Raw genomic sequence first — 21806 nt, 5'->3', positions numbered from 1 at the left:
AAAGGATACCCTAGCCCGACGGGGGCCGGGCAAGGAACCGGGGCGAGTCCCCACGGGTAGGAACATGGAGACCGAGCGCCGCATCCTCCACTGCGACATGGACAGCTTCTTCGCCGCGGTGCACATGCGCGACGAGCCGCACCTACGCGAGGTGCCCCTGGTAATCGGCGGCGACCCCGAGGGGCGCGGGGTGGTCTCCACCGCCAACTACGCCGCCCGCGAATACGGCATCCACTCCGCCCAGCCCGCCGCCACTGCCAAGCGGCTCTGCCCCCATGCCGTCTTTTTGCGCCCGGAGCTGGAGCGCTACCGGCGCGAGTCCCGACGCATCATGGCCATCTTCCGCGATTTCACCGAGGTGGTGGAGCCCGCCTCCCTGGACGAGGCCTACCTGGAGGTCACCAACCGCCTGGAGCCCTACGGCTCCGCCACCGCGGTGGCCGAGGCCATCCGCGCGCGGGTGCGGGAGGAGACGGGACTGACCGTCAGCATCGGGGTCTCCAGCTCCCGCCTCGTGGCCAAGATCGCCAGTGACTGGGACAAGCCGGACGGCCTCACCGTGGTACGGCCCGAGCGGGTCCAGGACTTCCTGGCGCCGCTGCCGGTGCGCAAGCTGCACGGCGTGGGCCCCGCCACCGAGGAGGTGCTGGCCGGCATGGGCATCGCCACCGTGGCGGATCTGCGCGACCGGTCCCGGGAGCAGCTCGCCGAGGCCCTGGGCCAGTTCGGTCTGACCCTGCACGATTTCGCCCGCGGCATCGATCCCCGCCCGGTGGGCGTGCCCCGCGAGCGCAAGAGCCTGGGGGTGGAGGACACCTTCCAGCAGGACATCAATGAGCTGGAGGAGATGGACCGCCGCCTCACCACCATGGCCGGCCACGTGGCGGAGCAGCTTGCCGCCCGGGGCCTGTCCGGGCGGACGGTGACCGCCAAGGTGCGCTTCCCCGACTTCCGGACACTGACCCGCAGCCAGACCCTGGAGCGGGCCACCGCCGACCCCGGGGAGATCGCCGCCTGGGCCCGGCGCCTCCTGCGCAGGACGGAGGCCGGACAGCGGCCGGTGCGCCTGCTGGGCGTGACGGTGAGCAACCTGGAGGAGGCGGGGGCCGAGGCGGAACAGTTCAGCCTCTTCGGTTCCCAGACAAAAGACTGAAAGGTATTGTGGACAATCCCCGAAGGCTACGGACAAGGGGGACGTCCATGAGCCGGATCCTGATCATTTACGGGCATCCCAGCCCGGAAAGCTTCAACGCCGCCATGGCCGAGGCCGCCAAGGAGGCCATCCGGGAGGCGGGCGGCGACTTCGCGGTCCATGACCCGTACGGCGACGGGCTCGATCCCGTCCTGTCCTTCCGCAAGAGCGCCGATCCGCACACCAAGCGCTACGTCCGCGACCTGCAGGAGGCGGATGGCTACATCGTCATCCATCCCGACTGGTGGGGCCAGCCGCCCGCCATGCTCAAGGGCTACCTGGACCTGGTGTTCCAGGAAGGGGTGGCCTACCAGCGACCGCCGGGGGGCGGCTGGCCCCCGCAGGGGCTGCTCCAAGGCGAGGCCGCTCTGGTGCTGAACACCGCCGATGCCCCCGGGGAGGGGGAGCCCGCGAACGATCCCCTGGAGGGCATCTGGCGGGACGGCGTGTTCCGGCCCTGCGGGGTGGCGGATGTCCGACGCCGCGTCTTCGCGCCGGTGGCCGGCAGCACCCCGGAGCAGCGAGATGAGTGGCTCCGCGAGGTGCGGGAGCTGGCGGGTGGCTACGTCCGGGAGAACGGGCTGGTGAGCGCCGCCACCTGAAGGCACCGGCTTCTGCCGGTGAAAAGGCCATTAGATCAGGATCCTTTCTGGTCCTTGCCAAGGCATGGGCCGGGACGTATTTTGTCTGTTTGTACCTTCCGGAAAGCATAAGACACGGAAAAAACATGCAACCGGTCGTCCACGTTTCCATTCGACGCCGCTGGTGGCGCCTAGCCGAGCTGGGCGGGACCCTGTGCGTCGTTGGAAAGGAGCGTGTGACGGCCGGCTGACAGCCTGACCCGCATACCATCCGCGAAGCCGCAGGTTCCCACGCGAGGACCTGCGGCTTTTTTTGTGCCTTTGGAACGGAGAGCGCCATGGACTGGGAGATCAGGGAGGCGGTGCCGGAGGACGCCCCGTGCATCGCCGCGGGTGTGGAAGAGCTGTTGGGGGAGATCATGACCGCCACCGGCCAGCCCCATTTCCACTTCGACCGGGAGGCCACCCGGGCCCGCACGGCCGATTGGCTGCGCGCGGGGACCTACCGCTCCTTTCTGGCGCGGAAGGAGAGGGAGGTGGGGCCCCTGGGCCTGATCAACGTGACCGAGGCCCACGCCCTGTACGCCGGGGGCGCCTTTGGGCTGGTCCCGGAATTCTACGTGCGCCCGGAGTGGCGCTCGCAGGGCGTCGGCCGGGAGCTACTGAATGCGGTTCGCCGGTTGGGGCGAGAGCGGGAATGGGGGCGACTGGAGCTCACCACCCCGCCGCTGCCGGCCTTCGAGCGGACCTACGCCTTCTACGAGCGCGAGGGGCTCACCGTAGCGGGCGGCCGCAAAATGAAGCTGGCCCTGTAGTTACCGAGATAAACGGGCACCAGGAGACGAATCCCCGTGGCCTTCGACCTGCAAGACATTGTTCCCTTCGGCCGCTCCTACCGGGAGTACGTGGACATGTTCGCCCTGGATGAGGCGGACCGGTCCTGCCCAATCCTGGATTGCGGCGGCGGACCGGCCGTCTTCAACGCCGAGCTGACCCGGCAAGGCGGGCGGGTAATCTCCGCGGATCCCGTCTACGCCTTCACGGCGGGGGCCATCCGCGCACGCATCGACGAGGTGGTGCCGGAGATGGTGGTCCAGCTCCGGCGCAACCGGGAGAAGTTCCGCTGGGACCGCAGCGGTAGCCCGGAGGAGCTGGTGGCCCTGCGGCGGACCGCCATGGAGGCCTTCCTGGCCGACTATCCGGCCGGCCTGCGGGAGGGCCGCTACGTGGCCGCCAGCCTGCCGGGGCTGCCCTTCGCGGCGAGGCGGTTCGACCTCGCTCTGGTCTCGCATCTGCTATTCCTCTACAGCGACCACCTGGAGGAGGCCTTCCACGCCGGGGCGCTAAAAGAGCTGGCCGGCTTGGCCCGGGAGGTGCGGGTCTTTCCCCTGGCGGACCTGAACGCCCGCCGGTCGCGCCACCTGGAACCGGTGCGGCGGGCATTGGACAAGGCTGGAAATCCCAGCGAGGTGGTGCAGGTGGACTACGAGTCGCAGAAGGGCGTCAACCAGATGCTGCGCATCGTGGGGGCCTGATCCCGATGGCAGAAGGTTTCCCGTGGGAGCCCGGCTCCGCCGGGCGATGGAGGGCTCCGGGAGGAACGGATCACCCGCTGAAGCGGGCTCCTACAAGGAAACCCAGCCCTGGAAATCCTTTAGTAGGCATGCTCCCGGAAGAGGGGGTCGATATCGCCGTGCCACTTGTTGTGGTACTCGTCGAGCAGCAGTTCGGCGGGGGTGCGGCCCTGGTCCACCACCTCGAACAGGTCGGCGAGGAAGACGCGCTCGTCCTGGTTGCTGTCGTTGCGCCGGTCGATGCGGCGCAGGCCGTCCTCGGCGATGGTCAGCACCTCGCGGGCGATCTCGCGCACCGTGCGCCCGCCGATCTCGGCGTTCAGGGCCTTCTCCGGCACCTCGGCGCGCAGGCGCCAGCGCTGCTCGGCGGTCCAGTCCTTCACCAGGTCCCAGGCGGCGTCCTGGGCCGCCGTGTCGTAGAGCAGGCCCTTCCACAGGGCGGGCAGGGCGCACAGCCGGCTCCAGGGGCCGCCGTCAGCCCCGCGCATCTCCAGGAAGTGCTTGAGCCGCACCTCCGGGAACAGGGTGGTGAGGTGGGTCTCCCAGTCTTCCAGGGTGGGGTGCTCCCCCGGCAGGGCCGGCAGCTTGCCGGCCATGAAATCGCGGAAGGACTGCCCGGAGGCGTCCACCGCCTCGCCGTTGCGCAGCACCAGCAGCATGGGCACGTCCAGGGCGTAGTCCACGTAGCGCTCGAAGCTCATGCCGGACTCGAAGACGAAGGGCAGGTCGCCGCAGCGGTCCGGGTCGGTGTCCATCCATATCTGGGAGCGGTAGCTCAGGTAGCCGTTGGGCCGGCCCTCGGTGAACGGCGAGTTGGCGAACAGGGCGGTGGCGACAGGCTGCAGGGCCAGGCCCACCCGGAACTTCTGGATCATGTCCGCCTCGGAGCCGAAGTCCAGGTTGGCCTGCACGGTGGCGGTGCGGTACATCATCTCCAGCGCGTGGCCGCCCCGGGTGGGCATGTACTCGGTCATAATGCGGTAGCGCTTCTTGGGCATCCGCGGGATGTCGGCAAGCGCCCACTTGGGCTGGAAGCCCACGCCCAGGAAGGCCACATCCAGGGGGTCGGCCACCTCCTTGACCTCCTTGAGGTGCTCGTTCACCTCCCGGCAGGTGTCGTGGAGGGAGTCCAGGGGCTCGCCGGAGAGCTCCACCTGACCGCCCGGCTCCAGGGTGACCGAGCCCTTCCCCAGCTTCAGGCCGATGACCCGGCCGTCCTCCTCCGTGGGCTGCCAGCCGAAGCGGGTCAGCCCCCGCAGCACCTTCTCGATCCCCCGTTCGCCGTCGAAGTCGAGGGGGCGTAGGGTATCCACCTCGAAGGCGAACTTCTCGTGCTCGGTGCCGATGCGCCATTCGGTGCGCGGCTTGGAGCCGGCCTCCAGGTAGCGGACCAGCTGGTCGCGGCTGGTGACGATCTCGTCGAGGGCCGGGGCAGGGGGGCCGGAGGAGTGGGACAAGACGGTTCTTCCTTGTTCGGGGACGGGACGGGGCGGGGGAGGCGGGTTTACCGAATGGTTATTCTGCCGCCTCCCGGGCCCCTCTTCAATGCGGCGCCTATTCCATGCCGCGCAGAACGCGGTAGAGATGGGTAAAATCCGCCAGCTCCCCGAGGAGGGCGTCCGGGCTCGACCGCTCCGGATGGATGGTGCGGCCGAGGTCCAGGCCGCCCGTCTTCAGCCGCATCTTGTGCAGGCGCGCATCCCAGAAGGCGTCGTCGGCCACCTGCTCCTCGGGGGCGTCGGCGAACTTCCAGTCCTGGAAGTTGCCCAGGCGCAAAGCCGGACGGCGGGCATCCAGGCGGTCCGCCATGGTGGGCCGGTTCTCCCAGGACTCCTGCTTGCACACCACCTGGGGGTGGACGCCGAACCGGCTGATGGCCACCCCCACGTAGGGGTATTTTTTGTAGCCGCGCTTTTCGGGACCGAAGGCCACCCAGGTATCCTCGGGAGGGTTCACGCTGCGACGGGCGTGCTTGGCCACGTGCGGGAACATGGGCTCCCCGGTGTGCGCAGCCAGGGGCTCCGCCAGCTCCTCGCCCAGCTCCTGGAGGCGCGGGTGGATGTGCTCCCGGATGGCCCCCATGCGCTCCTCGAATCCGGGAATGGCGAATATCTCAAGGTCCTCGGGAGAAAATTTGGGCATGCCAGACGCTCCTGCGCTCAAGCGGTACGGTCGCCCGGTCGGCAGCCGGGCCCGGGGTGCCCGGTAGCCTACCATGAATACCCTGCCGATCCAGTCGGATGAAGCGGCCACCGGCACGGCCCCCGAAGGCGGGGGCGTGGTGCGGGTGGCCGTGCCCGTGCCGTTGCGCCGTCTGTTCGACTACCTGCCCCCGGAATCCGGTTCCCCGCCGCGGCCCGGCACCCGGGTACGGGTGCCCTTTCGCGGCGGGGAGCGCATCGGCGTGGTGGTGGCCGTGGAGGAGCGGTCGGCGGTGGATCCGGCTCGCCTCAAGCGCGTCGCCGAGGTTCTGGACACCGATCCCCTGTGGCCGGACCCTCTGTTCGGCCTGCTGCGCTGGGCGGCGGGCTACTACCACCACCCCGAGGGCGAGGTCTTCGACGCCGCCCTGCCCGGCGCCCTGGGCCGCGGGGGCCAGCCGCCGGAGCCGCCCCGACTGTGGACCCTCACTTCGGAAGGCCGGGAGGTGGAGCCCGCCTCCCTGGGCCGCGCCCCCCGCCAGCGGGCCCTGCTGGAGGCCCTGCAGGACGGGCCGCTGTCGGAGGCCGAGCTGCGCACCATCGCCCCCAACCTGCGCGGTCCCCTGGACCGCTTGGCCGAGCGGGGCTGGATCGAGGCCCGCGCGGGGTCCCGGGTGGCGGCCCCGGCGGTGGAGCCCGAGCCGGGGCCGGACCTCAACCCGCACCAGGCGGCGGCCGTGGAGCGGATCACGGCCGCGGAGGGCTTCGACGCCTTCCTGCTGGAAGGGGTGACCGGCAGCGGCAAGACGGAGGTCTACTTCCACGCCATCGCCCCGGTTCTGGAGCGGGGCGGGCAGGTGCTGGTGCTGGTTCCGGAGATCGCCCTCACGCCGCAGCTCCTGGCCCGTTTCCGGCGCCGGCTGACGCCCCGCCTGGCGGTGCTGCACTCCGGGCTGGCGGAGGGCGAGCGCCTGGCCGGCTGGGAGGCGGCCCGCTCCGGTGAGGCCCAGGTGGTGATCGGCACCCGCTCCGCCGTGTTCACCCCCCTGGCGCGGCCGGGGCTGATCATCCTCGACGAGGAGCACGACCCCAGCTTCAAGCAGCAGGAAGGGTTCCGCTACCACGGCCGGGATCTGGCCCTGGCGCGGGGCGCGCGGGAGGGGGTGCCGGTGGTCCTGGGCACGGCCACCCCCAGCCTGGAGAGCCTGTACAACGCCGAGCGGGGCCGCTATCGGCGGCTGCACCTGCCGGAGCGGGCCGGGGGCGCGGATCTGCCCCAGGTCGGCCTGATCGACATGCGCGGGGTGGCCGAGGACGGCGGCCTCGCCCCGGCCCTGCTGCGGGAGGTGGCCGCCACCGTGGAGCGCGGCGAGCAGGCCCTGCTGTTCCTCAACCGGCGCGGCTTCGCCCCGGTGCTGCTGTGCCCGGGCTGCGGCTGGACCCGGGAATGCCCTCACTGCGACCGGCCCATGACCTTCCACCGCGGCCGGCGGCTGCTGCTCTGCCACCTGTGCGGCCACCACGCCCCGGTGCCCCTTCAGTGCCCGGAGGCCCACTGCGGCAACCCGGACCTGCAGACGGTGGGCCAGGGGGTGGAGCAGGTGGAACAGGCCCTGGCTCGCCATCTGCCCGAGGCCCGGGTGGTGCGGGTGGACCGCGACACCACCCAGCGCAAGGGCAGCCTGGAGGCCAAGCTGGACGCCATCCAGTCCGGCCAGGCGCAGGTCATCGTCGGCACGCAGATGGTGGTCAAGGGGCACCATTTCCCCGGTGTGACCCTGGTGGGGGTGGTGGCGGCCGACGGCGGGCTGTACTCCGCAGACTTCCGCGCCCGGGAGCGCCTGTTCCAGCAGGTCCTGCAGGTGGCGGGCCGCGCCGGGCGGGCCGAGCGCCCGGGCCGGGTGTGGGTGCAGACCCACCACCCCGAGCACGCCCTGTTCGGCCCCCTGCGCGCCCACGACTACGCCGCCTTCGCCGAGATGGAGCTGGCCGAGCGCCGGGCCGCCCTGCTGCCGCCTTTCGCCCCCCTGGCGCTGCTGCGCGCCGAGGCCGGCACCGCCGAAGCCGCGCAGGCCTTCCTGGAGGCCGCCCGGGACCTGGGACGGGAACAGGCCGGGCCGGACGGGACCCGCTTCCTCGGGCCGGCCCCCGCGCCGGTGGAGCGCCTGGAGGGGCGCTACCGCGCCCAGCTCCTGATCACCGCCGGCGACCGCAAGGCCCTCCACCGGGCCTTGGCGCCCTGGGCGCCGGCCCTGGAGGGCCTTCGCGCCGGTCGGGACGTGCGCTGGTCCCTGGACGTGGACCCGGCGGACCTGTTCTGAACCCCTCGCCTGCCCGTAGGAGACCGCCGTGGCCACAGCCGAGCCCCGCCCCGAGATGCTGAGCAGCCCGCTGCCCCGCTACCTGCTGGCCACCCGGCCGGCCTTCCTGACGGCGAGCGCCCTGGCGGTACTGGTGGGCCTCGCGGCCGCCGGGCTGCGCGGGCCGATTGCTCCCGTCCCGGCCCTGTTGACCCTCCTCGGCGCCGTGCTGGCGCACGCCGGGGCCAACGCGTTGAACGACTACTACGACGCCCTGGCGGGCACGGACGGCCGCAACACGGACCGCCTGTTCCCCTACACCGGGGGCAGTCGCTTCATCCAGAACGGGGTGATGTCGCCGGTGGCCATGGCCCGTTACGGCTGGATCCTGCTCGCGGCGGCCGCGGTGCTGGGGGTCCTCCTGCTGCCCCGGGCGGGCGCGGGGCTGCTGGCGGTGGGGGCGGCCGGCCTGCTGGTGGGCTGGGCCTATTCGGCGCGCGGCCTGCGCCTGAGCGGGCGCGGCCTGGGCGAGCCCATGGTGCTGCTGGGCTTCGGCGTGCTCATCCCCCTGGGGGCGGGCTGGGTGCAGCGCGGCGGCTTCGTGCCCGAGACCCTGCTGACCGGGATCCCCTACGGGCTGCTGGCCCTGAACCTGCTGTTCATCAACCAGTTCCCGGACCACCGGGCGGACGCGGCCACCGGCAAGCGGCACTGGGTGGTGCGCCTGGGGCCCCGCCGGGCCCGCTGGCTTTACGGCGGCTTCGCCCTGCTGGCGTACGCCGCGCTGGCGGCGGCGGTGGTCCGGGGCGTGCTCCCCCGCGCGGCCCTGGTGGCCCTGCTGCCCGCGCTGCTCAGCATGCGCGCCTGGCGGGACCTGCTGCGCTGGGCCGAGACCCCCGTCTTGCTGGAGCCCGCCGTGCGGCGCACCATCAACGCCCTGCTCGCCTTCGGCGTCCTGCTGGCGGCGGGCTTGTGGTGGGCCGGGCGGGCGGTGGGGTAGCGTCGCCCGCCCGGCCCGTCGCAACGCGCCGAAAGGGCGCCATGTGGGCCCGGGCCCGCGTTGACGCGGGACGGGGCAGGGGGCAAACTTTTCCCTCCCGGGAAGGGGCGCAATGCCCCCGTTCGCCGTTGGTTTCCCGATGGCGGTCCCGGCATGGGCGTCCGAACGAATTTCCGGAATCCACCATCCCCCGCTGCAAGCGAGCAAGGAAATAGCCGGGTGAACTTCCAGCAGCTGATCTTCGCCCTGGAGCGGTACTGGTCCGAACAGGGCTGCGTCATCCAGCAGCCCTACGATGTGGAGGTGGGGGCGGGGACCTTCCATCCCGCCACCTTCCTGCGCTCCCTCGGGCCGGAGCCGTGGCGGGCCGCCTACGTCCAGCCCAGCCGCCGGCCCACGGACGGCCGCTACGGGGACAACCCCAACCGCCTCCAGTACTACTACCAGTTCCAGGTGGTGCTGAAGCCCTCGCCGCTGGAGATCCAGGAGCTGTTCCTGGGGTCGCTGCGGCGCATGGGCGTGGATCCGCTGGTCCACGACATCCGCTTCGTGGAGGACGACTGGGAGTCGCCCACCCTGGGCGCCTGGGGGCTGGGCTGGGAGGTGTGGCTGAACGGCATGGAGATCGCCCAGTTCACCTACTTCCAGCAGGCCGGGGGCTTTGATTGCTCCCCGGTGACCGGCGAGCTCACCTACGGGCTGGAGCGCATCGCCATGTACCTGCAGGGGGTGGAGTCGGTGTACGACCTGGCCTGGGACGACCACCTCTCCTACGGCGAGATCGCCCACCAGAACGAGGTGGAGTTCTCGCGCTACAACTTCGAGCTGGCGGACACCGATCTGCTCTTCCACCAGTTCACCGCCCACGAGGCGGAGTCCAAGCGGCTGGTGGAGGCGGGGGCGCCCCTGCCCGCCTACGACCAGTGCCTGAAGTGCTCGCACGTGTTCAACATGCTCGACGCCCGCCACGCCATCAGCGTCACCGAGCGGGCCCGCTACATCGGTCGGGTGCGCGACCTAGCCAAGGCGTGCGCCGAGGGCTACCTCAACCGGCGGGAGGAGCTGGGCTATCCGCTCCTGAAGGAGGCGCGGGCATGAGTGAGGGAGTGAGCACCCGTCCCCTGCTGCTGGAGATCGGCGTCGAGGAGCTGCCGGCCGGCATGCAGCCCCGCCTGGCGGCGGAGCTGGAGAGCGCCCTGCAGGCGGCCCTGCGCGAGCACGACCTGCTGGGGGAGGGCCCCGCGCGCACCTACTCCACGCCGCGCCGGCTGGCGGTGTTCTGCCCGGCGGTTGCCGAGCGCCAGCCGGACCGGGAGGTGGAGCACCGCGGTCCGCCCGTGTCCGCGGCCTTCGACGATTCCGGCAACCCCACCAAGGCGGCCACCGGCTTCGCCGGCCGCTTCGGCGTGGGGCCGGAGGACCTGGAGCGCCGCGCCACCGACGGCGGGGAGTACCTGTTCTTCACCGAGCAGCAGACCGGCCGCGGCGCCATGGAGGTGCTGGGCGAGATCCTGCCGCAGGTGATCGAGGGCCTACCGGTGCCCAAGCGCATGCGCTGGGGCGACCAGGAGTGGGGCTTCGCCCGGCCCATCCACTGGTTGCTGGCCCTGTTCGGCGAGGACGTGGTGCCCTTCGAGGTGGGCGGCATCAGCAGCGACCGTTTCACCCGGGGCCACCGCTACCACGCCCCCGATCCGGTGCACCTGGACGCCGCCGACGACGGGGAGTACCGGGGCCTCCTGCACGAGGCCTTCGTGGAGGCGGACCCCACCGAGCGGCGCCGTCAGATCGAGGCGGAGATCCGCAACCAGGCCGAGCGGGCCGGCGGCCGTATTCCCCAGGGGGACCTGATCGAAGGCCTGCTGGAGGAGGTGAGCGGCCTGGTGGAGTGGCCGGTGCCCTTCACCGGCGGCTTCGACGAGAAATTCCTGGAGCTGCCCAAGGAGGTGCTGGTGACCTCCATGGAGAAGCACCAGAAGTTCTTCCCGGTGGAGGACGGCGACGGCGGGCTGCTGCCGACCTTCGTGGGCGTGGCCAACATCGACTCCAAGGACCCGGAGGCCCTGCGGGCCGGCCACGACCGGGTGCTGCGGGCCCGTCTGGAGGACGCCCGCTTCTTCTGGGCGGAGGACCGCAAGCGGCCCCTGGCCGAGCGGGTGGACGCCCTCAAGCACGTGGTCTTCCAGGCCAAGCTCGGCACCCTGTTCGACAAGGCGGAGCGCCTGGCGGTGCTGGCCCCGGCGGTGACGGAGGCCTTCGACCCCTCCGTGGCGTCCCTGGCCGAGCGCGCCGGCTGGCTGGCCAAGGCCGACCTGCTCACCGACATGGTGGACGAGTTCGACAACCTCCAGGGGATCATGGGCGGGTACTACGCCACCGCCGACGGCGAGGATCCCCAGGTGGCCGCAGCCCTGGCCGAGCAGTACCGCCCCGGGCACGCCAAGGACCGCCTCCCCGAGACGGCCACCGGCACCGCCCTGGCCATCGCGGACCGCCTGGACACCATGGTGGGGTGCTTCGGCATCGGCCTGGAGCCCACCGGCACCAAGGATCCCTTCGCCCTGCGCCGGGCCGCCATCGGCGTCCAGCGCATGGCCATCGAGAAGGGCATCCATCTGGATCTCCCGGACCTGCTGGGGCGGGCCTTCGGGGCCTTCGGCGACCGGCTGGAGCGGAGCCGGGAGGAGACGGTGAATGCGGTCATCGACTTCCTCAATGACCGCCTGGAGCCCATGTACACCGAGGCGGTGGGACAGCCCGTTTACCGGGACGTGGTGGCCGGGGCGGAACAGGTGACCGCGGAGCAGGGCGCCGGGGCCGTAGCCGGGCCCGATAAGAACCAGGTGGCCGCCATCCTCAGCCTGCGTCCCACCGACCCCTTTGATGCCCACCTGCGGCTCAAGGGCCTGCTGGCCCTGCTGGCCCACCCCAATGCCGAGGCCCTCATCGCCGCCAACAAGCGCATCGGCAACATCCTGCGCAAGGCGGAGGAGGAGGTGCCGGAGGGCTACGACGCCGAGGCCCTCACCGAGGCCGAGGAGCGGGCCCTGGCCGAGGCCTTCGAGGGGGTGCGCCCGCGCTTCCAGGCCGCCGTGGAGGCCGGCGACTACACCACGGCCCTCCTGGCGCTGGCGGAGCTGCGCGAGCCCGCCGACCGGTTCTTCGACGCCGTGCTGGTGATGGCCGAGGACGACGCCGTGCGGCGCAACCGTCTGGCGCTGCTGGGGACCATCCACGCCGCCTTCCTGCGGGTGGCCGACCTGTCCAAGCTGCCGGGGTAGCGGGCATGGCGATGGAGACCCCGCCGGTGATCCTGCTCGATCGCGACGGCGTGCTCAACGAGGACCGCACCGACTACGTGAAATCCCTGGCGGAGTGGGTCTGGCTGCCCGGGGTCCGGGAGGCCCTGGCGCGGCTGCACGGGGCCGGCGTGCGGGTGGGCGTGCTCACCAACCAGTCCTGCGTGAACAAGGGCATCCTGGCCCCGGAGACCCTGGAGGCCATCCATGGGCGGATGCGCGAGGAGGCGGCGGCCGCCGGCGGCCGCATCGACGCCGTCTTCCACTGCCCGCACGTGGACGCGAACCGCTGCGACTGCCGCAAGCCGCTGCCCGGCCTGATCCGGCAGGCGGCGGTCCATTTCGGCCGCGATCCGGGGGAGATGCCCTTCGTGGGCGACGCCGCCCGGGACCTGGAGGCGGCCGCCGCCGCCGGCGCACCCCCGGTGCTGGTACGCACCGGCAAGGGCGGTGCCACCGAGGCCGGTGCGCTGCCGGCGGGCACCGTCGTCCACGACGATCTGGCGGCCTTCGTGGCGGCCCTGCTGGGCCCGGCCCGGGAGGAGGCGGCGTGCTGACCGCCGTGCGCACGGTGCTGTTCTACCTGGGTCTGGGGGTGGTGACGCCGTTGTTCGCCATCCCCCTGCTGGCGGCCTGGCCGCTGCCCTTCGCCGTGCGCGAAGCCATCGCCCGCGGCTGGTGCCGGACCGTGCTCTTCTGGCTGCGCCTGACCTGCGGCATCCGCCACCGCGTGGAGGGCCTGGAGAACCTCCCCGACTATCCGGCGGTGATCCTCTCCAAGCACCAGTCCGCCTGGGAGACCATCGCCTACCGCACCTTCTTCCCGGCCCACCTCTCCTGGGTGCTGAAGCGGGACCTGTTCCGCATCCCCTTCTACGGCTGGTCCCTGGTGGCCCTGGAGGAGATCGGTATCGACCGCGGCTCGGGCCGGGAGGCCCTGCGCCAGGTGGAGGAGAAGGGCCAGGCCCATCTCGCCTCGGGGCGCTGGGTGGTGGTGTTCCCCGAGGGCACCCGGGTGGCGCCCGGCGAGACCGGCAAGTACGCCCAGGGCGGGGCGCGGCTGGCGGTGGCGGCGGGGGCGCCGGTGGTGCCCGTGGCCCTGAACTCCGGCCGCCTTTGGGGGCGCGGGGACTGGCGGAAGCACCCTGGAACCATCACCGTGCGCATCGGTCCGACGTTCGAGCCCGAGGGCTACACCGCCGCGGGGCTGAACCGGGCCGTGCGTGACTGGATCGAGGAGCAGATGGTGGAGCTGGAGGACCGTCCGGAGCCCATTCGGGAGGCCGTGCACACCTAGTTCCGGGCCTCCCTGCCTCCTCCCCGCCATCCCAGACCCCGCCCACGGTCACCCCCACCATCCGGTGCCAGCCCATGTACGAATCCGAGCACCGCGACGACATCGCTTCCTTTCCCGCGGCCGAATGGGACGCCCTGGCCGGGGACGATCCCTTCCTCTCCCATGCCTTCCTGTCCGCCCTGGAGCGCACCGGCTGCGTGGGCCCGGGTACCGGCTGGCACCCCGCGCCGATCGGGGTCCGCGACGAGGCGGGCACGCTGGTGGGCGCCGCGCCCCTCTACCTCAAGGACCACTCCTTCGGCGAGTACGTCTTCGACTGGGGCTGGGCGGGGGGCGCGGAGCGCGCCGGGGTGCCCTACTACCCCAAGCTGGTGGCGGCGGTGCCCTTCTCCCCGGTCACCGGAGCCCGCCTGTTGGTGGCGGAGGGGAGGGACGGCGAGGCCGTGCGCGAGCGCTTGCTTACAACCGCCACGGAGCTCGCCGACCGCTTCCGCTGCGGGGCGGTGCAATGGCTGTTTCCGCGGCCGGCGGACCAGCGGGCCCTGGAGGCCGCCGGCTACCTGGGCCGGCGGGACGTGCAGTTCCACTGGTACAACCGGGGATACACCGATTTCGAGGGTTTCCTGGCCGATTTCTCCTCGGCCAAGCGCAAGCAGGCGCGCAAGGAGCGCCGCCGGGCGGCGGAGACGGGCCTGGAGATCGCCGTCCACCACGGCCACGAGGTTTCCCCGGAGCTGTGGGCGGCCTTCCACGAGGGCTACGCCATCACCACCGAGATGCGCGGCGCCCCCGCCTACCTGAACCGGGCCTTCTTCGAAAAACTGGGGCGAACCCTGGGCGACCGGGTCGTGCTGGTGACCGCCCATCGGGACGGGGAGTACGTGGCCGGGGCCCTCAACCTGCGATCGGACACCGCCCTGTACGGCCGCTACTGGAGCGCCCTGGAAGAGCACGATTTCCTCCACTTCGAGGTGTGCTTCTACCGCGGCATCGACTACGCCATCGCCCACGGGCTGGAGCGTTTCGAGGGAGGCGCCCAGGGCGAGCACAAGCTCAAGCGCGGCTTCGTCCCCACCATCACCAGCAGCGCCCACTGGATCCGCCATCCCGGGCTGCGCCAGGCGGTGGGGGACTTCCTGGAACGGGAGACGCCGCAGATCCGGGCCTACGCCGAGGAGGCGGCCGGACATTTGCCGTTCAGGGATGGTTTGGAGGTGGGAGTGCGGGAAGCGGGGGATTGACCGCGGAGACGCAGAGGCCGCGGAGAACGACGGAATGATTCCGGATGGTGGCCATTCGTAGGAGCGGCGTCCACGCCGCGATTCCGGCCGGCTCGGGCACCGGTCGCGGCGAGGACGCCGCTCCTACAACTGCGCTCTTAGCCCCGGGGCATGTTTTTCTCCGCGCCCTCCGCGCCTCTGCGGTTCCCTTTTCCTTTAAACCAGCTTGCCGATGATGCGGAAACCGGCCAGGTAGGTGCCCACCGCCGAGCCGAGGGTGGAGAGCACGAACACCAGCAGGATGCGGGCCACGCGATTTTTCCACCAGCCCTGCAGGTGGGTGACCTGGTTGCGGAGGGTGGTGAAGTCGGCCACTCGGGGCCGGCGCAGGCCGGCCTCGATGGCCGCCACCACCATGCCGGCCCCCACGGTGGGGTTCAGGGAGGTGAGCGGCGCGGCCAGGAAGGCGCCCAGGATCGTCAGGATATGGGCCCCGGCGAGGGCGGCGCCCAGGGCGCTGAGCCCGCCGTTGATGAGCACCCACTCGCCGACCATCTGCAGTCCCAGCTCCGGGCTGCGCTGGAAGCCGATGACGAAGCCGACCACCACCGCCGCCACCACCACCCAGGGGATGGCGCGCAGCCAGCGCTTCTTGGGGGGAAGCCGATCCAGCTCGGCGAGCTCCGCGGCGGGCTCGGTCTCCGGGGGATGCTCCAGGCGCTCCGCCATGCCGGCGAGGTGGCCGGCGCCGATCACCACCAGCACGTGGCGGGGGCCGTCCCCCTCCAGCTCCTGGCGCAGACGGCCCACCATGTAGCGGTCCCGCTCCTGGACCAGGTGCTCGTAGAGCAGCGGCGAGCGCTCGGCGAACTCGCCGAAGGTGCTCTCCAGCCAGTCGCCCTCCTTGAGGCGCTCGATCTCCTCCTCGGTAACCCGGTCCCGACTGAGGAAGCTGGTCAGGAGGCCGCCCATCAGGGACAGGCGCTGGGTCCAGGGGACGCCCCACAGGAGCCGCTTGAGGGTGGTGCCCACCTCGCGGTCCACGCACCACAGCGGCAGGTCCGCCTCCTCGGCGGCGTCGATGGCCGAGCGCATCTCGGCGCCGGGGTCGACGCCGAGCTGGTCCGCCAGCCGCTGCTGATAGGCGGTGAGGGCGAGGTGGGAGGCGAGCATGCCGGCGCGCCCCTCGCGGATGACCCGGAACAGGTCCATTTCCCCCCACGCCTCGGGCTGGGTGAGGGTGCGGTAGCGGGAGGGGCACAGCTCCACGGCCACCGCGTCGTAGCGGCCGCTGCGGATCTGCTCGGTCACCTCCTCGGCACTGGCCCGGGAAACGTGGGCCGTGCCGAGAAGGGTGATCCGGGTCTCTCCCAGCTGGATGGTTCGGGTGGGTCCTTCGGTGGGAATGGGTGCCGCCTCCTGGCCGGCCGGTCGGGCTGCCTGATCCATGGGATGCGTTTCTTTTTGCGGGGGTCTCCGCGTAATGGTACCGGAGGGCGGGGAGTTCGCCTAACCATCTGGCGCCTGGAAGCCCTTGCAGGGCTCCGGGCGCGTCGCGGCGTGCGGGCTCGCCGGTTGGTTACCGCTCACCCGGCGAGGGCCTTCACCTCCTCCAGCACCTGCTCGGCGTGGCCGGCCACCTTCACCTTGCGATGGGCGTGGCGGATCATCCCCTCGGCGTCGATGACGAAGGTGGAGCGCTCGATGCCCCAGACCTTCTTGCCGTACATGTTCTTTTCCTTCATGACCCCGTAGGCGCCGCAGGCCTCCTCCTCGGGATCGGCGAGCAGGGGGAACGGAAACTCCTGCTTGGCGGCGAATTTCTCGTGGCTGGCCAGGCTGTCGCGGGACACCCCGAGGACCTCGGCGCCGAGCTCCTGGAATTGCGGGTACAGGTCCCGGAACTCCTGGCCTTCCTGCGTGCAGCCCGGGGTGTTATCGCGGGGATAGAAGTACAGCACCACCGGCCGGCCGCGCAGATCCGACAGCCGCACCTTGCCGTCGCGGGTGGCCTCCAGCTCGAAATCGGGGGCGGTCACGCCCTCCGTGACGTTCTCCTCGCTCATGCATTCCCTCCCGGTGGCGACGGAAAAAGGCCCACCCCGAAGGGCGGGCCCGCGATTCTACCGCACAGCGGCCGGCCCTTCAGAAGTCCACGGTCACCTCGGCGGTGGCGCGCACCTCCCGGGGGATCTCGTCGCCGTCGACGGTGGTTTCCTCGGGGGACATGGCGGCGGCCACGTCGGCGCGGACCGCCCACAGGTTCAGCCCCAGGCCGGCGGTGTAGACCACGCCGATGTCGTCCTCCGCTAGGTTCTTGTAGGCCCCGGCGCGCAGCGCCAGAACCCGCAGGATGTCCCACTCGAAGCCGCCCGACAGGAACTGGGTGTCGTAGTCCCGCAGGACCGTCTCGTTGGCGGTGATGTCGTAGTCCACGGCGAGGGTCACGGTTTCGTGGGGGATGAAGGCGACGCCGGCGCGCACCTGCGGATCCAGGGTGACGTCCTCGTACTTCTGGTTGTTATCGGAGTCGCGGAAGCCCTCGAAGGTGGGGCTGTTCAGGTTGCGGGCCATGAGGCCGACATTGACCATCTCGTAGCGCCCCATGAGGCCGAGGTCGGCGCCGACGGTGGTGGTCTCCTTGTACTCCTCGTCGGTCTTGGCGATGGTGTCGCCGGAATCGTTGTCGAAGACCCGCACCTGGTTGCCGTAGACCCGTCCGCGCATGATCTTCAGGTTGCCGCCCACGGACCAGTGATCGTTGATGGCGTGACCGTAGCTCAGCGGAACTTCCGCGACGCCGAAGCCTTGCAGGGTGACCACGGTCTGGTTGTTTGAAACCGAGGTCCCGGTCCCGCTCCCCGAGGATTGGGCCACGTCGGCAAGCACCTGGGTGGTTCCCTCCGTGTCCTCGCTGGTCAGGCCCTGCTCCTCCGCCAGGTAGTCCAGGTCGGCGATGGTCTGATCCTCCAGGCCGGCGTCCGATAGGTCCTGATGCTGGCTGTCGGTGAAGACCTGGAGCTGATCCACGGTGCGGGTGTTGTCGGTAATGTTGCCCTGGATCTCGTTATTAAGTTCAGCCGTGTCGATTCCGAGGTTCTGGGTGTCCAGCTCGGTGACCCGCCCCGAAGACTGCCCCAGGACCCGCACCCCCAGGCCCCAGCTGCCCACCCGGGTCCCCACCCCGCCGTTCACATCGGCCAGGAAGGCGTTGTCCTTGTCGTCGATGCCGCCGAGGCTGGTGGTGAGATCCAGGAGGGCCTGGGCCTCCTGCTGGTCGTCGATGCCGTTGGTCAGGTCGTCCAGGTTGGCGTCGGCGAGGGTGTCCAGGTAGTGGGCCATCTCCCCGTGCATGCGGATGCCGGCCCCGGCGTCCACGCCGAGGCCGAAGTCCTTGCGGGCGAGGTGATTGTTGTCGTTAGGGGAACGGTAGCCCCCGGGCGTGCGCTGGCCGAAGAAGCCGAAGGCCGCGGGGTTGTAGTACTGGGCGTCGGTGTCGTCCACAGCGGCGGTGAGCGAGCCGGCCATGCCCTGGCCGCGCGCCCCGACAAAGAAAGTGTCCATGGCGCTGGCGGTGCCGGTGCCCAGGGTGAGGGTGATGGCGCCGGCCAGGGCGGCCAGGGCGCGCGCGGCGGGGAGGTTGCGGTGGTGGCGATCCCGGGTGGGCATGGCGCTTGATCCCCCTAGTATGAGCCCGTTTGGTAAGGGTATTCCCCAATTTACTCAAGGAAACACCGTACGGTACCAAAAACGCGCCCACAAAGCAGCGGCCCCGGCCGAAGGGCCGGGGCCGCCAGGGGATCACGGCGGGTTGGGCGTCAGCCCTTCTGGGTGCCGCCCCCGCTGATGTACTCGGTCACCTGGCTGTACTCGGTGCTGATGCGCCGGAACAGGTGGTCGAGGCTGATGAGGGCGTGCTCCAGGAGGTTCACGGCCAGGTAGGGGTGCTCGACGCGGAGGCGCTTGTACATCTCCCGGGACAGGCGCAGGACCCCCGTCTTCTCGGTGCCGGCGCCCATCCGAACGCTGCGGGGCTGGCGGTCAAAGAAGGACATCTCCCCGGCCAGCTCGCCCTCGAACAGGCGGCCCGCTTCCACCTCAGATCCGGTGGCGTCGCGGTGCTCCAGCTTCACCTCCCCGGAGACCACCAGGTAGAGGTTCTCGCCCACCTGCCCGATGTCGGCGATGACCTCGTCGCGGTCGAACTCCTCGTAGGAGAGGAAGTCCAGGAGCTTGTCGATCTCCTGGAGGGTCATGGACCGGCACAGGTGCTGGTGCTTGAGGAAGTCGGCCAGCTCGAACTTCTGGTTGTCGGTCATCGCGCTGCACTCCAACAGGTAGGTCCGTCGGAACAGGGTATCAAAACGGCCTGGATGATACGGCGCCAGAAAGGCCCTGTAGGAGCGGCCGTCCCGGCCGCGACCATCAGGCTCGGACGGCCATCGCGGCCGCCTCCTACAGCAGGACCACTGCGGCCGGCCCCGGTCGCGGCGAGGACGCCGCTCCTACAGGCTCCGAGTACCGTTCAGGACTTGGCCTTCTTCTTCGCCGCCCGCTTGAGGCGGGACAGCAGCCGCCGGGCCAGGTCGCCGAACATCTCCGTCTGCGTCGGGTGGGGATGGATGGCCTCGGCCACCTGCTCCACCGTCATGCGCCCGGAGACCATCATGACCGCCTCGCCGATGAGGTTGTCGGCGTGGTCGGCGAGGATGTGGACGCCCAGGATGCGGTGGGTGGTCTTGTCCACCACCATCTTGATGAGGCCGTCCTCCTCGCCCTCGATCATGGCCATGGCGTCGATCTTCACCAGGGTCTTGGCGGCGACCGGGTCGTAGCCGGCCTCCTTGGCCTGCTCCTCGGTGAGGCCGGCGAAGGCGGCCTCGGGACGGGTGAAGATCACGCCGCAGTCCAGGGCCTGGTCGTAGCGGGCGCGCTCGCCGAGCAGGTTGGAGGCGGCCACGCGGCCCTGGGTGGCGGCGGTGTGCGCCAGCATGAGGCCCGGGATGACGTCGCCCACGGCGAAGATGTGCGGCACGCTGGTGCGGCAGCGGTCGTCCACCTTGATGAAGCCGTTGTCGGTCTCCACCCCGGCGGCCTCCAGGCCGAAGCCCTCGAAGTTGGGCCGCTTGCCGGTGGCCACCAGCACCCGGTCCACCTGCACGGTGCCGGCGTTGCCCTCGGCGTCGGTGTAGTGGACGGTCATGTCGCCCACGGCGCCGTCGATCTGGTCCACCTTGGCGCCCAGGTGCAGGGTCAAGCGCTCCTCGCCCTCCAGGACCTGGGTGAGGGTCTTGGCCACCTCGCCCTCCACCTCGGGCAGCACGCGGTCCTGCACCTCGAAGGTGGTCACCTCCGCGCCGAAATCGCGGAAGATCTGCGCCATCTCCAGGCCGATGGCGCCGGCGCCGATGACGGCCAGGCGCTTCGGCGGTTCGGGCAGGTACCAGATGGAGTTGGAGGTCTCCACGCCTTCCTTGTCGGCGCCCGGGATGGGCGGCACGAAGGGCGGCGCCCCGGTGGCGATAATGGCGGCGCCGAAGGTGAGCTCCTGCTCGTTGCCGTCGGCGTCCGTGTAGGCGAGGCTGTGGTCGCCGGTGAGCCGCCCCCGGCCCTGGCGGTAATCGATCTTCAGGCCCTTGTCCGCCTTGTAGGCCATCTCGCCGCGGGTCTGGAGCACGTTCTTGCGGTGCTCCTCCAGGGCGTTCCAGTTGAGCGTGCCCTGGTCGGTGCCCTCCACGCCGAGCAGGCTGTCGCCCTCGCGGTCGCGCAGGCGGTTGGCGCTCGCCCGCCACGCCTTGGAGGGGATACAGCCGCGCCACAGGCATTCGCCGCCGGGCAGTTCGCCGTCGTTGATCAGGGCCACCTTGTGGCCGTTCTCGGCCAGCTCGCGGGCGGCGTCCTCGCCGCCGGTGCCGCCGCCGATGACCGCCACCTCCACGTCCCAGTCCCCCTCGGGGATGAGCGGGAAGCCGCCCTCCAGCCAGGCGTCCGGGTTCTCGATGAGGGCCTTGAGGTCCCCCAGGTAGCGGGCGGCGTCGGCGCCGTTGATGACGCGGTGGTCGCAGGACAGGGTCAGGCCCATGCCCTGCTCGGTCACCGAGCCCACCGCCAGGATGCCGCTGGCGCCCGGCACCGGGATGGCGTCGAAGTGTTCCACGCCGAACATGCCCAGGTTGGAGAGCATGAAGGTGGGGTGCTCGTACTCGGCCGGGGTGAGGCGGCGCTGACGGGCGCGACTCACCAGGTCCTTCCAGCCGGTGGCCAGGTCGGACAGCTCGCGGTTGTTCACGTCGCGCAGCACGGGCACCACCAGGCCGCCCTTGTCCGCCTCCACGGCGATGCCCACGTCCACGTTGGAGCGCTCGACGATCTTGTCGCCGAACTGGTAGGCGTTGTTCATGGCGGGGTGCTGCTTGATGGCCTCGCCGCAGGCCCGGGCCAGCAGGATGGTGAAGCTGATGCCCATGGACTTGGCGGCCTGCTGCAGGCGCTCCGGATGGGCGTGCATGCTCACCCGGAACAGCGGCATGGTGAGCGCGTCCTGCATGTTGTGCGCCACCGCCCGCTCCAGGGAGGTCATGTCCCGCTCGTGGCCGGGGATGGAGCGCCGCGGCGCCACCGCCCCGCTGGCGGGCTCACCGCCGGCGGCGGCCCCCGCCGGGGCGGCGGCCTCCACGTCCTTGGCGGTGATCTCGCCTTCGGGGCCGGTGCCGGTCAGGCGCTCCAGGTCCACACCCAGCAGCCGCGCCAGGACGCGGGAGTAGGGGGTGGCCTTCTTGCCCTTGGGCCGGGGCGCGGGGGCCTGCGGCCCGGCCGCCTGCTGCGGGGCCTCGGCGGCCGGCTGCTCGGTGGCGGGGGTCTGCGGCTCGGCAGGCTTTTCCTCGCCGGCCGGAGCGGATTCCTCGGCCTGGGCCGCCGGGGCGCCGCCCTCGGCCTCCTCGTGGACCACCTCCTCAGGGGACTCCACCAGGTAGGCCAGGGGATCGCCCACGGGCACGGTGGCGTCCACGGGGGCGATGGGCCCGGAAAGGTAGCCCTCGCGGAAGACCTCCACGTCCATGATGGCCTTGTCGGTCTCCACCTGGGCCACCACGTCGCCGCGCGCCACGTGGTCCCCGGGCTGCTTCTCCCACTCCACCAGCACGCCCTCGGTCATGGTGTCCGAGAGCTGCGGCATCTTGATGGTGTAGCTGCTCGCCATG

At 71.1% G+C, this 21806-nt stretch carries 18 protein-coding genes; 11 read left to right on the top strand and 7 right to left on the bottom strand.

Annotation, left to right across the window (positions count from 1 at the left end):
- The first annotated feature begins 64 nt into the window (after nucleotides 1–64).
- From dinB to AN478_RS10695, 4 genes are all read left to right on the top strand, one after another.
- Nucleotides 65–1153: a DNA polymerase IV gene (gene dinB / locus AN478_RS10710; protein ID WP_054966599.1), complete on the top strand. Its 1089-nt coding sequence runs from the start codon at nucleotides 65–67 to the stop codon at nucleotides 1151–1153.
- Nucleotides 1154–1200: 47 nt separating this feature from the next.
- Complete coding sequence (locus AN478_RS10705) at nucleotides 1201–1794, top strand: NAD(P)H-dependent oxidoreductase (protein WP_054966598.1); 594 nt, start codon at nucleotides 1201–1203, stop codon at nucleotides 1792–1794.
- A gap of 317 nt (nucleotides 1795–2111) precedes the next feature.
- A complete protein-coding gene (locus tag AN478_RS10700) occupies nucleotides 2112–2588 on the top strand; it encodes a GNAT family N-acetyltransferase (RefSeq protein WP_054966597.1) in 477 nt (158 codons plus the stop codon).
- Nucleotides 2589–2624: 36 nt separating this feature from the next.
- Nucleotides 2625–3308: a hypothetical protein gene (locus AN478_RS10695; protein WP_054966596.1), complete on the top strand. Its 684-nt coding sequence runs from the start codon at nucleotides 2625–2627 to the stop codon at nucleotides 3306–3308.
- A gap of 119 nt (nucleotides 3309–3427) precedes the next feature.
- On the opposite strand, the gene AN478_RS10690 is transcribed toward AN478_RS10695, so the two are convergent.
- Together AN478_RS10690 and AN478_RS10685 are read right to left on the bottom strand one after the other, a co-directional pair.
- The gene (locus AN478_RS10690; RefSeq protein ID WP_231627396.1) at nucleotides 3428–4804 is read right to left on the bottom strand and encodes a glutamate--cysteine ligase; all 1377 of its coding nucleotides are present in this window, start codon (nucleotides 4802–4804) and stop codon (nucleotides 3428–3430) included.
- 97 nt (nucleotides 4805–4901) lie between these two features.
- Nucleotides 4902–5489 carry a DUF1054 family protein gene (locus AN478_RS10685; protein ID WP_054966595.1) on the bottom strand — a complete coding sequence of 196 codons (588 nt, stop codon included), beginning with the start codon at nucleotides 5487–5489 and terminating at the stop codon, nucleotides 4902–4904.
- Between the two features lie 73 nt (nucleotides 5490–5562).
- On the opposite strand from AN478_RS10685, the gene AN478_RS10680 reads away from it, so the two are divergent.
- The 7 genes from AN478_RS10680 to AN478_RS10650 all read left to right on the top strand — a co-directional run bounded on the left by AN478_RS10680 (nucleotide 5563) and on the right by AN478_RS10650 (nucleotide 14625).
- On the top strand, nucleotides 5563–7809 hold the full coding sequence (locus AN478_RS10680) for a primosomal protein N' (RefSeq protein ID WP_082433038.1): 2247 nt from the start codon (nucleotides 5563–5565) through the stop codon (nucleotides 7807–7809).
- A 28-nt stretch (nucleotides 7810–7837) separates the two neighbouring features.
- Entirely contained in the window at nucleotides 7838–8788 is a 951-nt protein-coding gene (locus tag AN478_RS10675; protein ID WP_231627395.1) for a prenyltransferase, read from the top strand.
- 219 nt (nucleotides 8789–9007) lie between these two features.
- Nucleotides 9008–9886 carry a glycine--tRNA ligase subunit alpha gene (locus tag AN478_RS10670; RefSeq protein ID WP_054966594.1) on the top strand — a complete coding sequence of 293 codons (879 nt, stop codon included), beginning with the start codon at nucleotides 9008–9010 and terminating at the stop codon, nucleotides 9884–9886.
- On the top strand, nucleotides 9883–12069 hold the full coding sequence (glyS, locus tag AN478_RS10665; RefSeq protein WP_054966593.1) for a glycine--tRNA ligase subunit beta: 2187 nt from the start codon (nucleotides 9883–9885) through the stop codon (nucleotides 12067–12069). Before AN478_RS10670 ends, glyS begins: the two co-directional genes overlap by 4 nt.
- A gap of 5 nt (nucleotides 12070–12074) precedes the next feature.
- Nucleotides 12075–12644, top strand: a complete 570-nt coding sequence (gene gmhB, locus AN478_RS10660) for a D-glycero-beta-D-manno-heptose 1,7-bisphosphate 7-phosphatase (RefSeq protein WP_399354339.1) — start codon at nucleotides 12075–12077, stop codon at nucleotides 12642–12644.
- Nucleotides 12638–13384 (top strand): lysophospholipid acyltransferase family protein, encoded by a 747-nt coding sequence (locus AN478_RS10655; protein ID WP_231627394.1) that lies wholly within the window; start codon nucleotides 12638–12640, stop codon nucleotides 13382–13384. Before gmhB ends, AN478_RS10655 begins: the two co-directional genes overlap by 7 nt.
- Before the next feature lie 74 nt (nucleotides 13385–13458).
- Nucleotides 13459–14625, top strand: coding sequence for a GNAT family N-acetyltransferase (locus AN478_RS10650; RefSeq protein ID WP_054966592.1), 1167 nt, complete (start codon nucleotides 13459–13461; stop codon nucleotides 14623–14625).
- A gap of 195 nt (nucleotides 14626–14820) precedes the next feature.
- Here AN478_RS10650 and AN478_RS10645 read toward each other — a convergent pair whose 3' ends face one another.
- The 5 genes from AN478_RS10645 to AN478_RS10625 all read right to left on the bottom strand — a co-directional run bounded on the left by AN478_RS10645 (nucleotide 14821) and on the right by AN478_RS10625 (nucleotide 21805).
- Nucleotides 14821–16053: a TraB/GumN family protein gene (locus tag AN478_RS10645; protein ID WP_082433036.1), complete on the bottom strand. Its 1233-nt coding sequence runs from the start codon at nucleotides 16051–16053 to the stop codon at nucleotides 14821–14823.
- A 137-nt stretch (nucleotides 16054–16190) separates the two neighbouring features.
- On the bottom strand, nucleotides 16191–16670 hold the full coding sequence (locus AN478_RS10640; RefSeq protein ID WP_054966591.1) for a peroxiredoxin: 480 nt from the start codon (nucleotides 16668–16670) through the stop codon (nucleotides 16191–16193).
- A 79-nt stretch (nucleotides 16671–16749) separates the two neighbouring features.
- Entirely contained in the window at nucleotides 16750–18273 is a 1524-nt protein-coding gene (gene traF / locus AN478_RS10635; RefSeq protein WP_054966590.1) for a conjugal transfer protein TraF, read from the bottom strand.
- Nucleotides 18274–18422: 149 nt separating this feature from the next.
- Nucleotides 18423–18923: a Crp/Fnr family transcriptional regulator gene (locus AN478_RS10630; protein WP_054966589.1), complete on the bottom strand. Its 501-nt coding sequence runs from the start codon at nucleotides 18921–18923 to the stop codon at nucleotides 18423–18425.
- 206 nt (nucleotides 18924–19129) lie between these two features.
- Entirely contained in the window at nucleotides 19130–21805 is a 2676-nt protein-coding gene (locus AN478_RS10625) for an FAD-dependent oxidoreductase (protein WP_054966588.1), read from the bottom strand.
- Nucleotide 21806: the final 1 nt, after the last annotated feature.

The organism is Thiohalorhabdus denitrificans (genome assembly GCF_001399755.1).
Classification (GTDB): Bacteria; Pseudomonadota; Gammaproteobacteria; order Thiohalorhabdales; family Thiohalorhabdaceae; genus Thiohalorhabdus; species Thiohalorhabdus denitrificans.
This window is presented reverse-complemented; position numbering and strand designations above follow the sequence as displayed.